At 64.6% G+C, this 13,468-nt stretch carries 15 protein-coding genes; 10 read left to right on the forward strand and 5 right to left on the reverse strand.

The genetic code is table 11. The annotated features are described in order from the left end of the window. Nucleotides 1-157 precede the first annotated feature (157 nt). From AB4068_RS11030 to AB4068_RS11050, 5 genes are read left to right on the forward strand one after another with little or no spacing between them, the layout of a single operon-like run. The gene (locus AB4068_RS11030) at nucleotides 158-970 is read left to right on the forward strand and encodes a DeoR/GlpR family DNA-binding transcription regulator (RefSeq protein WP_284990903.1); all 813 of its coding nucleotides are present in this window, start codon (nucleotides 158-160) and stop codon (nucleotides 968-970) included. Next, nucleotides 967-1,959: a 1-phosphofructokinase family hexose kinase gene (locus tag AB4068_RS11035; protein ID WP_284990768.1), complete on the forward strand. Its 993-nt coding sequence runs from the start codon at nucleotides 967-969 to the stop codon at nucleotides 1,957-1,959. Before AB4068_RS11030 ends, AB4068_RS11035 begins: the two co-directional genes overlap by 4 nt. 2 nt (nucleotides 1,960-1,961) lie before the next feature. Continuing rightward, nucleotides 1,962-4,013 (forward strand): PTS fructose transporter subunit IIABC, encoded by a 2,052-nt coding sequence (locus AB4068_RS11040; RefSeq protein ID WP_306964480.1) that lies wholly within the window; start codon nucleotides 1,962-1,964, stop codon nucleotides 4,011-4,013. A 34-nt stretch (nucleotides 4,014-4,047) separates the two neighbouring features. Continuing rightward, the gene (gene ptsP / locus AB4068_RS11045; protein WP_441433384.1) at nucleotides 4,048-5,757 is read left to right on the forward strand and encodes a phosphoenolpyruvate--protein phosphotransferase; all 1,710 of its coding nucleotides are present in this window, start codon (nucleotides 4,048-4,050) and stop codon (nucleotides 5,755-5,757) included. 33 nt (nucleotides 5,758-5,790) lie between these two features. Next, nucleotides 5,791-6,069: an HPr family phosphocarrier protein gene (locus AB4068_RS11050; RefSeq protein WP_059388405.1), complete on the forward strand. Its 279-nt coding sequence runs from the start codon at nucleotides 5,791-5,793 to the stop codon at nucleotides 6,067-6,069. A gap of 109 nt (nucleotides 6,070-6,178) precedes the next feature. On the opposite strand, the gene AB4068_RS11055 is transcribed toward AB4068_RS11050, so the two are convergent. Both AB4068_RS11055 and AB4068_RS11060 read right to left on the reverse strand, forming a co-directional pair. Then, nucleotides 6,179-7,132: a DNA topoisomerase IB gene (locus AB4068_RS11055; RefSeq protein WP_441433385.1), complete on the reverse strand. Its 954-nt coding sequence runs from the start codon at nucleotides 7,130-7,132 to the stop codon at nucleotides 6,179-6,181. A 24-nt stretch (nucleotides 7,133-7,156) separates the two neighbouring features. After that, nucleotides 7,157-7,636, reverse strand: a complete 480-nt coding sequence (locus AB4068_RS11060) for a Dps family protein (protein WP_284990772.1) — start codon at nucleotides 7,634-7,636, stop codon at nucleotides 7,157-7,159. 330 nt (nucleotides 7,637-7,966) lie between these two features. Here AB4068_RS11060 and AB4068_RS11065 point away from each other — a divergent pair, with 330 nt between their 5' ends. The 4 genes from AB4068_RS11065 (at nucleotide 7,967) to AB4068_RS11080 (ending at nucleotide 9,199) form a co-directional block, all read left to right on the forward strand. Next, nucleotides 7,967-8,137, forward strand: a complete 171-nt coding sequence (locus AB4068_RS11065; protein WP_139359614.1) for a DUF2207 domain-containing protein — start codon at nucleotides 7,967-7,969, stop codon at nucleotides 8,135-8,137. Between the two features lie 96 nt (nucleotides 8,138-8,233). Further along, complete coding sequence (locus tag AB4068_RS11070) at nucleotides 8,234-8,410, forward strand: CsbD family protein (protein WP_059388403.1); 177 nt, start codon at nucleotides 8,234-8,236, stop codon at nucleotides 8,408-8,410. Between the two features lie 66 nt (nucleotides 8,411-8,476). Further along, nucleotides 8,477-8,905 carry a hypothetical protein gene (locus tag AB4068_RS11075; protein ID WP_059388402.1) on the forward strand — a complete coding sequence of 143 codons (429 nt, stop codon included), beginning with the start codon at nucleotides 8,477-8,479 and terminating at the stop codon, nucleotides 8,903-8,905. 27 nt (nucleotides 8,906-8,932) lie between these two features. Next, a complete protein-coding gene (locus AB4068_RS11080) occupies nucleotides 8,933-9,199 on the forward strand; it encodes a DUF7218 family protein (protein WP_284990774.1) in 267 nt (88 codons plus the stop codon). An 83-nt stretch (nucleotides 9,200-9,282) separates the two neighbouring features. Here AB4068_RS11080 and ku read toward each other — a convergent pair whose 3' ends face one another. Beyond that, nucleotides 9,283-10,173, reverse strand: coding sequence for a non-homologous end joining protein Ku (gene ku / locus AB4068_RS11085; protein WP_307053865.1), 891 nt, complete (start codon nucleotides 10,171-10,173; stop codon nucleotides 9,283-9,285). Nucleotides 10,174-10,211: 38 nt separating this feature from the next. Here ku and AB4068_RS11090 point away from each other — a divergent pair, with 38 nt between their 5' ends. Next, nucleotides 10,212-12,761 carry an ATP-dependent DNA ligase gene (locus AB4068_RS11090; protein WP_441433386.1) on the forward strand — a complete coding sequence of 850 codons (2,550 nt, stop codon included), beginning with the start codon at nucleotides 10,212-10,214 and terminating at the stop codon, nucleotides 12,759-12,761. A gap of 122 nt (nucleotides 12,762-12,883) precedes the next feature. Here AB4068_RS11090 and AB4068_RS11095 read toward each other — a convergent pair whose 3' ends face one another. After that, on the reverse strand, nucleotides 12,884-13,144 hold the full coding sequence (locus AB4068_RS11095) for a hypothetical protein (RefSeq protein WP_284990778.1): 261 nt from the start codon (nucleotides 13,142-13,144) through the stop codon (nucleotides 12,884-12,886). 72 nt (nucleotides 13,145-13,216) lie between these two features. Next, nucleotides 13,217-13,444 (reverse strand): hypothetical protein, encoded by a 228-nt coding sequence (locus AB4068_RS11100; RefSeq protein WP_059388400.1) that lies wholly within the window; start codon nucleotides 13,442-13,444, stop codon nucleotides 13,217-13,219. Nucleotides 13,445-13,468 lie beyond the last annotated feature (24 nt).

Below are 13,468 nucleotides of genomic sequence, written 5' to 3' on the forward strand. Positions count from 1 at the left end.
CCAAACCACACCTCAACAAACCCAAACCAAAGCAAAGATCTTTGTTTATGTTGTTTTCTGTTGACAGACCAACATGAACAAAGATAGAGTCAAGCAATTCCACATCATGTGATGACTGTCACTGGTGTACTTACAGCTTGTACGCAATGGAGGGTATGTGTTCGCCGAGGAGCGCCAACAGCTGATCTCCGAGCTCGTCGCCGAGCGTGGGCGGGTCAGCGTCACGGACCTTGCAGACCGATTCAGCATCACCACAGAGACGGTCCGCCGTGACCTCGCTGCCCTCGAATCCGCCGGCAACCTTCGCCGCGTCCACGGCGGGGCCGTCCCGTCGGACCGCCTCAGCACCCGCGAGGAAAGCGTGGTTGAGCGGGCCATCCAGCGCCAGCCGGAAAAGGTCCGCATCGCCGAGGCCGCCCTTGCCCTCATCCCCGAGAACGGAGCCGGCAGCATCCTGATCGATGCCGGCTCCACCACGGAAGCACTCGCCCGTTTACTCGACCAGCGGACCGCCCAGCGCACGGCGTCCCTGAACGGGAACGCCCCGCGTGAAGAACTGGTGGTTATCACCCACGCCATCCCCATTGCCGGACGGCTTTCCGGCAACCCGCACATCGCACTCCAGATCCTGGGCGGCCGCGTCCGCGGTCTCACCCAGGCCGCCGTCGGCCAGTCCACGGTCGAGGCCGCTTCCCGGCTCCGCCCGGACATCGCTTTCGTCGGCGCCAACGGTATCCACGCCACGTTCGGGCTCAGCACCCCTGACCCCGAAGAAGCCGCCGTCAAGGCCGCCTTCGTCACGTCCGCACGGCGCGTCGTCGTCCTCGCGGACTCCTCCAAACTGGACGCGGAAACCCTCGTCCAGTTCGCCGCCCTAAAAGATGTGGACACCGTGATTACTGACCACGAACCCTCTGAAGAGCTCTCTGCCGCTTTGGCTGAGGCCGGCGTCGACGTGGTGATCGCATGATCGTCACCCTGACCGCCAACCCGAGCTTGGACCGCACCGTGGAGCTCCCGGCCCCCTTGGCCCGCGGCGAGGTTCAACGCGCCGTCGCCGTCCACCAGCACTCCGGCGGCAAGGGCGTCAATGTCTCCCGGGCGCTTGTCGCCTCGGGCCTGGACACCGTTGCTGTCTTGCCGGGCGGGGATTCCGATCCCGTCCTCGCCGGACTGCTCGACGACGGCGTCCCCTACGCGGCGCTTCCCATCAGCGCGCCGCTGCGGAGCAATGTGACGCTCACCGAACCGGACGGCGTCACCACCAAGATCAACGAACCCGGCCCGGAGTTGAGCCTGGACGAGCAGGAAGCCCTGATCGGGCTGCTGCTGGACCGCTCCCGTGGCGCCAGCTGGGTGGTACTCGCCGGATCGCTCCCACCAGGAGTTCCGGCGGATTTCTACGCCACGGTCGCCCGCAGGCTCCGTTCAACGCACGACGGCGACGCCCCGCTTATCGCAATCGATTCCTCCGGCGCCCCGCTGGCAGCCGCCATCAGCGGCGATTCCAACGGCATCAGCGGCAAGCCCGATCTCCTGAAGCCCAACGCGGAAGAACTGGCCGAACTGGCCGCCGCAGCAGGCCTCACAGACGTCCACACGGCTGACGAACTGGAAGCGGACCCGGGCCTTGCCGCCAGGGCCGCTGCCGCCGTCGTCGCCAGCGGTGTGGGTGCAGTACTCGCAACACTCGGTTCCAAGGGCGCCGTCCTGGTAACCGCCGACGGCGCGTGGTTCGCCACGCATCCGCCGATCCAAGCCGTCAGCACAGTTGGTGCCGGCGATTCATCCCTTGCTGGCTATCTGCTGGCCGCCACCAACGGCGGAACCTCGCAGGACTGCCTCCGTCAGGCTGTGGCACATGGTGCCGCCGCTGCTTCGCTGCCGGGCTCCACTGTCCCGGCGGTCCACCAAACAACTCCCGACGCCGTTACCATCACGGCCCTTCAGAAGGACTAACAGTGACCCAGCTCATCACCCCCCAACTGGTCGCCCTCGACCAGAACCTCGGCGATTCCCCCGCCGATGTCATCCGCTTCCTGGCAGGCAAAGTTGCCGCAGCCGGGCGCGCCTCCGAGGTTGAAGGGCTCTTCGCGGACGCCTTCGCCCGCGAGCAAAAGACTGCCACGGGCGTACCCGGCGGCATCGCCATCCCGCACTGCCGCTCAATCGCAGTAACCGAGCCGGCCCTTGCGATGGCCCGCCTCTCGAACAAGGTGGACTTCGGTGCCAAGGATGGCCCCGCGGACATCATCTTCTTCATCGCTGCTCCGGAAGGAGCGGACCAGGAGCACCTGAAGTTGCTCTCCAAGCTGGCCCGTTCCCTCATCAAGAAGGACTTCACTGCGGCCCTGCGTGCGGCTGCCACCGAGCAGGACATCGTCGATCTGGTTGACGGCGCACTGGCAGACAAGCCGGCTGCCCATGCGGCAGGGTCGGCGGCACCGGCCACCGAGGCCGCCCCGGCTTCGGCGAGTGCCGCTTCTGCCGCGGCCCCGAAGCGCATCGTCGCCGTCACGGCCTGCCCCACTGGCATCGCCCACACCTACATGGCAGCCGATTCCCTCGTGGCCGCTGCCAAGGAAGCGGGCGTCGACCTGCAGGTTGAAACCCAAGGCTCGGGCGGATTCACCGCGTTGGACCCGGCTGTGATTGCCGCCGCCGACGCCGTGATCTTCGCGGTCGACGTCGATGTCCGCGGCAAGGAACGCTTCGCGGGCAAGCCCGTCATCAACGCTCCCGTGAAGCGCGGCATTGACGAGCCGGCCAAGATGGTGCAAGAAGCCCTCGCCGCCGCATCCGACCCACATGCACACCGCGTCCCGCATTTCGGTGCCGAAGAGAGCGCCGAACAGGCATCCGCAGCTGCAAGCGAGCACCTCGGCACCAAGGTCAAGAAAGTCCTGCTGACCGGCGTCAGCTACATGATCCCGTTTGTCGCCGGTGGCGGCCTGCTGATAGCCCTCGGCTTCCTGTTGGGCAGCTACGAAATCGCCGGAGTTGCGGACAAGATCCTTGCCGCGAACACCCTCGTCAACCTGCCCACCGATTACCCGGTCCATGCATGGGGTCCGTTCGGCGCCTACCTCGGAGCCGTGCTGTTCAAGATCGGCGCGTTGTCCCTCGGCTTCCTCGTCCCTGCCCTGGCTGGCTACATCGCCTACGGCATCGCGGACCGGCCTGGTATCGCCCCGGGCTTCGTCTCCGGTGCTGTCGCCGGCTACATGGGCGCCGGCTTCCTCGGTGGCCTGGTAGGTGGCCTGCTCGCTGGCCTCACGGCACACTGGATCGGCACGTTCTCCGTTCCACGCTGGTTGCGCGGCCTCATGCCCGTGGTCATCATCCCGCTCGTCGCATCGATCGTCGCTTCGGGCGCCATGTTCCTCTTCCTCGGCGGCCCGATCGCGGCCATCTCCAAGGGCCTCAGCACCTGGCTTTCCGGGATGACCGGTACTTCGGCGATCGTGCTTGGCATCATCCTTGGCCTCATGATGTGCTTCGACCTGGGCGGTCCGGTCAACAAGGTTGCGTACTCCTTCGCCGTAGCCGGCCTCGGCGCCGGCAGCCTCGCCAACCCGGCCCCGCTCCAGATCATGGCTGCCGTCATGGCCGCCGGGATGGTGCCGCCGCTCGCCATGGCATTGGCAACCGTGCTCAACAAGAAGGGCTTCAGCCTCGCCGAGCGCGAGAATGGCAAGGCCGCCTGGCTGCTGGGTGCTTCCTTCATCTCTGAAGGCGCCATCCCGTTCGCCGCTGCCGACCCGCTCCGCGTGATCCCCGCAAGCATGGTGGGTGGCGCCGTGACCGGTGCGCTGAGCATGGCCTTCGGAGTTACCTCCCAGGCACCCCACGGTGGCATCTTCGTCTTCTTCGCTATCGGCAACGTGTTCATGTTCATCGCATCGATCGCAGTCGGCGTAGTCGTCACCGCCCTGGTCCTGCTCGCGCTCAAGCGTTGGGCGGTCCGGAAGCCGGTCGAGGCAGAGCAGGCTCCTGTTCCCGTCGCGGCCTGAACAACCCGCCAATAAGCAAGTAGAGGACTATTCCATGCAGACCTTTTCAGGTGTAGGCGTTGCCCCGGGGCGTGTTCTGGGGCCGGTCCGGCAGATGCCGAAGCCGGTGCAAGAGCCCCGTGAGAACGTCAATATTCCTGCGGACGTTACCGTCGAATCGCAGGGCCAGCGCATCAAGGATGCCGCCAAGGCCGTGCAGGCGGAACTCCGTGCCCGGGCCGCGACGGCGTCCAGCGAAGGCAAAGAGGTCCTGGAAGCAACAGCCCTGATGGCCGCCGATCCCATGCTGGTGAAATCGGCCATCAGGCTCCTCTCCCCCGAGGCTCCGGGCGGCGCACGCACCGCCGAACGGGCCATCTGGGAGGCCGCTGCAACGGTTGCAGACTCGTTGAAGGCCCTTGGCGGCTACATGGCAGAACGCGTGGCCGACGTCCTGGACGTCCGCGCCCGCATCGTCTCTGAACTGCGCGGTTTGCCCGCGCCGGGCATCCCGGCGTCCGACGTTCCGTTCATCCTGGCCGCCGAGGACCTCGCCCCGGCAGACACCGCCACCCTGGACCCCGCCAAGGTGATCGCCCTGATCACCTCCAGCGGCGGCCCCCAGTCCCACACCGCCATCCTGGCCCGCGCCCTCGGCCTGCCCGCGATCGTCGCCGCCCCGGGTGTCGACGAGATCGGGGACGGCACGGAGGTCTACCTCGACGGCGCTGCCGGCACCATCACGGTTGACCCTGGTGAGGAACTCCGCCTTGCGGCCAAGGCTTGGGCCACCCAGGCATCCACCGTTGCCGCGTTCAGCGGGAGCAACGTCATGGCCGACGGGTTCCGGGTTCCGCTGCTCGCCAACGTCGGTACGGGTGCCGACGCCGTCAAGGCCGCCGACGCCGGTGCCGAGGGCGTCGGTCTGCTGCGCACCGAATTCTGTTTCCTGGATCGCGACGACGAACCCACCGTCGAGGAGCAGATCGCCGCCTACGGCGCCGTCTTCGCTGCTTTCCCGGGCAAGAAAGTGGTGGTCCGAACCCTCGACGCAGGGGCAGACAAGCCCCTGCCGTTCCTTACCAACGCGGACGAGCCCAACCCTGCGCTGGGTGTCCGCGGGTACCGCACCGACCTCACGTCCCCCGGCGTCCTCGAACGCCAACTGGCGGCAATCGCGGCAGCAGAGGCCGCCCACCGGGCCGAAGTGTGGGTCATGGCTCCCATGATCTCCACGGCCGAGGAAGCAGCGCATTTCGCTGCACTCTGCTCCGCCGCCGGTTTGAAGACCCCGGGCGTCATGGTCGAAGTCCCGTCGGCTGCCTTGACCGCAGCCTCCGTGCTGCGCGAAGTCAGCTTCGCCTCGCTCGGAACCAACGACCTTACCCAGTACGCCATGGCCGCGGACCGCCAGCTCGGCCCTCTCGCCACTCTCAACGACCCCTGGCAGCCGGCCGTGCTTCAGCTCGTGAAGTTGACCGCCGACGGCGCCGCTGCCGCCAGCTCGGGCGGCAACCTCCGGCCCGTGGGAGTGTGCGGCGAGGCAGCCGCGGACCCCGCCCTCGCCGTCGTACTCGTTGGACTGGGCGTCGCGACGCTTTCCATGAGCGCCCGCGCCCTGGCTGCCGTTTCCGCTGTCCTGGCCACCGTCACCGTGGCGCAGGCCCAACAGCTCGCGACGACGGCGCTGTCCGCCCCGAGTGCATCCGCCGCGCGCCAAGCCGTTCGCGCCCAGCTGCCTATCCTGGACGAGTTGGGTCTCTAGACTTTCCCCAAGCCCACAATCGAAGGAGCAACAATGTCCGAACGTACCGCCACCATCGCCAGCCGCGTCGGCCTGCACGCACGCCCGGCAGCCATCTTCGCCGAAGCCGCCGGCGAGCTGGACATCGAGGTCACCATCGCCCGCGAAGGCGAGCCCGCCGACGACGCCATGGATGCCGCGAGCATCCTCTCCCTGATGAGCCTCGGAGCTTCATTCGGCGACGTCGTTGTCCTGCGTGCCGAAGGTGCCGGGGCCGACGAAGCCCTGGACCGCCTCGTGAAGATCCTCGAAACGGACCACGACGCCGAGTAACCCCCCTGAGCATGCTCTCCCTTGGCACTCGGGGATGGACATATTCCTCATCTGTCCATCCCTCGTAGCCAACGGGGAGCATGCTCTTTTGTTTTTCAGGGCAAATTATTCAAGGCAGTGACCCCAAGTAGGCCGCGATATCCGACTCGCTGGCCTTGAGCTGTTCGAGATCACCCGCCAGGAAACCCTCCACGATCCGAGGATCGACGTAGGCTGCCCTCGCCACCGTTGGCGTGTTGCCGAGAAGTTCGGCGGTTTGCTTGATTGCTTCGAGGACTCGTTTGCGGGCAGGCACTTTTGAAGCCGGGCCTGCGAGCGCCATTCCGGCCGCTGCAGTGCCTTTCCACGTGCGGAAGTCCTTGGCCGTGTAGTCGCCGCCGGTGATGTGGCGAAGGTACTCGTTGACCATCGCGGCATTCAGGGAGACGCTTCCCTCACCATTCTGGAAGACCAGTAGGGGCTCTTTGCCTGGCCTGCCTGCCAAGGGTCCGAGGAATCGGGCGAGCACCGGGTCCTCGATGGTGGAATCCCAGGTTTGGCCGCTTTTCCCCGGGAAATGCAGGGAGACCGTTTCCCCGTTGAGCTTCACGTGCTTGCACCTCAGCGTGGTGAGCCCGTATGAGCCGTTGCGGCGCGTGTAGCCATCGGAACCAACGCGCAAGGCACCGAGATCCATGAGCCGTACGGCCGCGGCCAAGGTTTTAGTCTTCTCGGAAGGTGACTCCCGCAGATGCCTGGAGACCAGGCGGCGCGCCTGCGGCAGGAGGGACCCAAGCCGCGCGGCCCGGGCGAACTTTTCAGTATCCTGGCGGGCACGCCACTCCGGATGGTAGATGTATTGGCTACGTCCGGCGTCGTCCACTCCCATTGCCTGGATATGTCCGTTCTCGAACGGACATATCCAGACATCGGCCCATGCAGGAGGTATCGCCATCGCGTCGAGGCGTTTGCGCTCCCCGCCCGAAATAAGCGATCCGTCCGGGTAGTAGTAGCTGAATCCGCGGCCGGACCTTCGCCGGGAAATGCCCGGAGTGCCCGGTTTACTGCGGCGGAGCCGTGGCATGCACTGACGCCGTTCGCCGGGTTCCTAGGCTTCCTGTGGATCTGCCACGGACGCACTGGCCGACATGATCTCGGCACTGATCATCCAAGCGAGCTGCTCCAAACGGGCAATGAACGCGTGGAGCAGGTCCGCCGTCGTGGGGTCTTCTTCGTCTACTTCGTCGTGGACATCACGCATGGTCTGGACCGTCCGCTCCAGGCGATCGGTGATCAGCTTCACGGCGTCCTTGGTTTTGGTCAATCCAGCGGGGAATTGCTCCAGCCTTGTTGAGGCGGCGATGGTGGTGCTCCGGCCATCGGGAAGGGCATGGAGCGCCCGCATCCTTTCGGCGGTTTCGTCGGCGAACTCCCGGGCGGCTGCGACGAGTTCGTCGAGCTGCAGGTGCAAGTCCCGGAAATTAGGGCCAACAATGTTCCAATGGGCCTGTTTTCCTTGGAGCTGGAGTTCAATGAGATCCGTCAGGACCAACTGGAGGTTATCTGCCAGGGTTTGCGATGCTTTCACGTTTTCTCCTCCTAAACGACCGTCCGATGCGAGCGCAGGAAACCTGCGCTCGACCTTCCGTTTAGCCTACGACGATATCCAAAAATCTTTGTAAGCGTACTTAGTACTTGATTTGATAAGGGTGCTTAGTAGTACCATGGAGGAAGTCGATGCCGGTTCTTACCGGACGAAAACCCTGAAAATCCGGGGCGGTATCACTACAGCAAGACCTTGCACGGGGCCTTCGGGCCTGGCGGGGAACAACGGTTCGCAAGCGAACTGACAACCGAATACATCGCAAGGGACCCGGGCGCTTGCCAGCGGTCCCGCTGAAGTAAGGAATGTGTCATTGTGAACACTCTTCTGATCATTGCAGGCGTTGTGGCAATCGTTCTTCTGCTCGTCGGCGGCTTCTCGCAGGCCGTGAGCTGGCTCCTTTGGGTCGGCGTGGTCCTCCTGATTGTCGCGGCCATCGGCTGGCTCCTTAGCTTCATGTCCGGCCGCAGGTCACACGGAGTTTGACCGGCAACTGCAGTGAGGACGCCTGGCCCTGTCGGCCAGGCCCCACACCGTTTGGCGAATCGAAGAAAGTCCCTTTACCAGCAAAGGAGTACGTCCATGGGTGCAGATGACAAGATCCAGAACGCCGGAGAAAAGCTTGCAGGCAAATCCAAGGAAGCGGCTGGAAAGCTGACGGGTAACGAGAGACTCGAAGCCGAAGGCAAGATGGATCAGAGCAAGAGCGACCTGAAATCGGCCGGTGAAAAGGTCAAGGACGCTTTCAAGAAGGATTAAATCCGCTCGAAGTGCGGCTTCCGCCTCGCGCGGGAGCCGCACTTCCTGGTTCAAGGAGTTAAGTCGATGCCGACTATCTCTGACCCGCTTGTTCCCAACGGCGCGCCCCTCCCCAAAGGGGAACGAATCTGGTGCGGCCATTGCGGCACCGCCGAGTACGTGATTCTCGATTCCATCGAGCCCCTGAAGCCACCGTCGGCAGAGTTCGTGGATGTCGCCTACACCTGCGTGGAATGCGATATGTTCTACGCGCATGCCGCAACATTCCAGGACGTCGCAGCCATCCTGAACCAGCGAGGCACGGTGTCAGGTGTGCTGCAATTCGGCGGCGAATACATCCACTGCGGCGAACCCATGAAGATCTCAGGAACCGGATTCCACAGCGTGTATGCACCGGTGTCCACCGAAGACCCCGCCGTCGACCTTCTCGACGTGTACCTGGCCACAAAGGTGTTGCAGTGCCGCTGCGGGTTCCGGATGGAGCTTCCGTCCTAGCCCGGATCTTGACCAAAGGAGGATCGCATGCCAAACAAGAAGAATCCCAGCCTCAAGGATCCGGAACTCTACGAAAGCCTCCGTGAGGATGGCGCCTCGAAGGAAAAGGCCGCGAGGATCTCGAATGCCGCTGCCAAGGAGGGCCGCAAGGAAATCGGCCGACGCGGCGGCACCTCGGGCGACTATGAAGACTGGACTGTGCCCCAATTGAAGTCCCGGGCGAAGGAACTGGGGCTCACAGGGTACTCAAGCAAGAAGAAATCCGAGCTGATCTCTGCGTTGCGAAACCACTAGGCCATCCATGGGACATGTGCCTGGCTCCGGCGCAGGCCACGGGGGGCATGCCCAGCTTTCACGAAGCGCACGACGGCGGCGCGTCAGGCTTTCTTGACCCTCGCCCGCGGCTTGCTGGCCGCCTTGGTTTTGGCGCCGTCGTCGGACCCTTCAGCGGAGGACTCGTCGGACGAGCCGGCAGACGCTTTGCCGCGCTTCTTGTCGAGACTCCGTTTGAGGGCTTCCATGAGGTCGATGACCTCGCCACCTTCCCCTTCGCTGGCTGCCACACCGAACGTCTCCTCGGTGTCGATGGAGTCGCCCTTTTCGAGTTTGGCCGCGATGAGTTGGCGCAATTGAACTTGGTAGTTGTCGGTGTATTGCTCGGGCTCGAAGTCGCGCGCCATGGAATCCACCAGGGCCGAGGACATCTCAAGTTCCTTGTCCGAGATCTTGACGTCGGTTTCCAGCGAAGGGAAGTTTGCTTCGCGGACTTCGTCGTCCCAGAGCAGGGATTGCAGCATCAGCACATCGCCCCGTACCCGCAGTGCGCCCAGCCTGGTCTTCTGCCGGAGGGCGTACTGCACAATGGCCACGCGCTCGGTGTCCTGCAAAGTGCGCAGAAGAAGCATGTAGGCCTTGGGCGACTTGGAATCCGGCTCGAGATAATAGGGCCGCTCGTACATGATGGGGTCCAACTGCTCAGCTGGAACGAACTCCACTACCTCGATTTCGCGGCTGTTCTCCGCAGGCAGCGACTTCAAGTCGGCCGCCGACAGCACCACGGTGCGGCCTTCCTCTTCGTAGGCCTTGTCGATATCCTCGTAATCCACAACAGAGGCGCAGATTTCGCACTTCCGCTGGTAACGGATTCGGCCCCCGTCCTTGTTGTGGACCTGGTGGAGACTGACATCGTGGTCCTCGGTGGCACTGTAGAGCTTGACGGGTACGTTGACCAGCCCGAACGCGATAGAACCCTTCCATATGGCCCTCATGCACTAAGTGAACATCACAACACGGCGGAGGTGAAGAGGTGGCAACCAGCCAGAAGGAACGCGTCAACGTTGAAGGCCATGAACTGACGCTCACCAACCTGGGCAAAATCATCTACCCGGAGACTGGCACCACCAAGGCCGAAGTGCTCGAATACTATGCCGCCGTTGCCCCGTTCCTGATCCCGGCTGCCGCCAACCGGCCCGCCACACGGAAGCGCTGGGTCCACGGAGTAGGGACCACGTCGGATCCCGGGCCCATGTTCTTCCAGAAGAACCTGGACGACTCCACGCCGTCATGGGTTCCCCGGGTCACCATCCAGCACAGGGAACACAGCAACGTTTATCCGCTCGTCAACAACCTCGCCACGCTCACCTGGCTGGCCCAGATTGCCGCCTTGGAAATCCACGTGCCGCAATGGCAAGTGGACGCCGACGGGACCATGCTGCCGCCGGACCGCCTTGTCCTGGACCTCGACCCCGGTCCCGGCACCGGCCTTTCCGAATGCGTCGAAGTCGCCAAGTTGGCTCGCAGCATCCTGCAGGACATCGGCCTCGATCCGGTTCCTGTGACGAGCGGCAGCAAAGGGATCCATCTCTACGCCGGACTGGATGGCACCCGCAAATGGGAGCAGGTCTCCGCGTTCGCGCACGAATTGGCGCGCTCGCTTGAGGCCGACCATCCGGACCTCGTGGTCAGCGACATGAAGAAAACCCTGCGCAACGGCAAGGTGCTGGTGGATTGGAGCCAGAACAGCGGGAACAAGACCACCATCGTGCCGTACTCCCTCCGCGGTCGGGCCCACCCCATGGTCGCCGCCCCGAGGACGTGGCGCGAACTCGCATCGCCCAAGCTCGAGCATCTGGACTTCACGGCCGTCATGGCGCGCGTCAAAGGGGGAAAGGACCCCTTCGCCGCGGTGGCGGGCGGGCACGCCACTTCGCACTCGAACGGCGGTTCCAGAACCAAGAACGACGACGGCGGCCTGCCCCACTCGCACCGCGCGGGCACCGGCGCGGCCGGCGTCAGCACCGCCGTCGGGGGTGTGGCCGTGAACCCTCGGCTGGCCAGCTACGTGGACAAGCGCGATCCGCAACGGACCCCCGAACCGTTTCCCGCCGTCGAGCACCAAGCCGGTTCGCGCCCCCTCCAGTCCGACGCGGAACCCAATCCGCCCGGCGGAATTTTCGTCATCCAGGAGCACCATGCCCGCCGTTTCCACCTGGATTTCCGGCTGGAGCACAACGGCGTCCTGGCGTCGTGGGCCTTGCCGCGGGGCGTGCCCGACACTCCGGACAAGAACCACCTCGCGGTGCGCACGGAGGACCACCCGATGGAGTATGCGCAATTCGCGGGCATCATTCCGAAGGGCGAATACGGTGCCGGGACGGTCAGCATCTGGGACAGCGGCGAGTTCGAGTGCGAAAAATGGCGCGACGGCAAGGAAGTCATCGCTACCCTCACCGGAAAGCCCGGCGGCGGATTGCACGGGACCCGCCGCTTCGCGCTCATCCACACCGGGGAGTCGCCGTCGCAATGGCTGATCCACCTGATGAAGGACAAACCGGGCCATCGGACGGTGCTGTTGCCTGACTCCCGGCCCCAACCGATCGGGACCCCCAGCTACGCGCCCATGCTCGCAACCTCCGGGACAACCGCCGATGTCTCCTCCGGCGACTGGCTGTTTGAGCTCAAGTGGGACGGTTTCCGGGCGATCGTTTCAGGCTCGGGCGGCAAGATCAGGTTGACCAGCCGCTCGGGGATCGACATGACACCCACCTACCCCGAACTGGCGGATCCGCGCTATTGGCCTGACCACGACTTCGTGGCAGATGGCGAAATCGTCGCACTCAGCAAGAACGGCCGGCCCAGCTTCGAGCTGCTCCAGAAGCGGATGAACCTCTTCAAGCCCGGCGACGTCGAACGTGCCCGGGCCGCGGTCCCCGTGCAGCTCATGGTGTTCGATCTCCTGTACGACGCCGGGTCCCACGGCGGTGCCGACCTCACCTCCCTGCCGCTCAGCGAGCGCCGGGAAAAGCTGGCGGAGTTCCGCGCCAAGCTGCCGGCCCAGGGCTCCCCTATCCATGTGTCCGAGATCCTGGAACATGACCTTGACGACATCCTGGCCAGCGCCGGCGAGCTTGGCTTGGAGGGCGTCATGGCCAAGCGCGCGGATAGCCGGTACCAGCCGGGGCGGCGCAGCAGGTCCTGGATCAAGCTCAAGTTGGAACGCACGCAGGAAGTGGTGGTGGGTGGCTGGCGGCCCGGCTCCGGGACGAGGCTGGGGACCATTGGCGCGTTGCTGGTGGGGATTCCCGACGGCGACAAGCTGCGCTACGCGGGCAGGGTGGGCACAGGGTTCAAGGACTGGCAACTGCGCGACATCCTGAAGCGCCTGCAAGGTCTCGATCGCCCGGACTCTCCGTTCCATGACATCCCGGCCGAGGACGCCGCCACGGCGCACTGGGTTTCGCCCGAGCTCGTGGGAGAGGTGACGTTCGGCGATTGGACTGGCGCCGAGAGAATGCGCCATCCCGTCTGGCGCGGCTGGCGCCCCGACAAGTCTCCCGACGACGTCGAGCGCGCATAACCCAGGCCCGCACGCTTACGCCTCCCGCACGTAACTCAGCCCAACTAACTGGCAGCAGATGTCGTTATGAGGGCTCAGAACGACATTAAGTGCGAGTCAGTTGGGCTGAGGAGGGTGGGTTCCTAAGAGGAGTGCGGCATCTGCGGACGGCTGGTGCGGTGGACCGCGGTGACTGCCGCCTGCTGGCCTACGCGGCCGTGGCTTGCGCCGCGGTCCTTGGGGTGCTTGGCCTTGCCGCTGACGTCCGGCCAGGCCGGTCCTTGGGTCGAGCCGAGGGCCATGGCCACCGTTGCCGGGGCTGGCATGGGCGCTTTATCCATGGACTCGACCAAGTGGCTGGCCACCTCGGAGTTGATTTGTTGCTCAACGTGCTTCGCAGCCATTGTTCTTCCTTTCTGCATTGAAACGAAGGGATTTTCCATACTAGGTGGGAGCGGTCCGCTTGTCTGCAGGATCTACCAGCGGACTTTCTTCTCGGACTTGGCCAGCTTGCCACTCGCCTGAGTGGGTTTGTGTCCTTTTCCGGTGCTTTGCCAGCCGTTCCCTGCCCCGCCACGGGACTTGCTGGCTAGCATCTCCTTCTGGGCGTCAGTCAGTTTCGATCTGACACCGGCAGCCGGGGCGACGGTTTCCTGCGCTTCTGGTTCCTGCCCGGCGTCGGTTTCGGGTGTGTTCGGTGTCATGCAGTGGACTCCTTAGAGCTCTTG

Source organism: Arthrobacter sp. 2RAF22 (genome assembly GCF_052115325.1).
Lineage (GTDB): Bacteria > Actinomycetota > Actinomycetes > Actinomycetales > Micrococcaceae > Arthrobacter.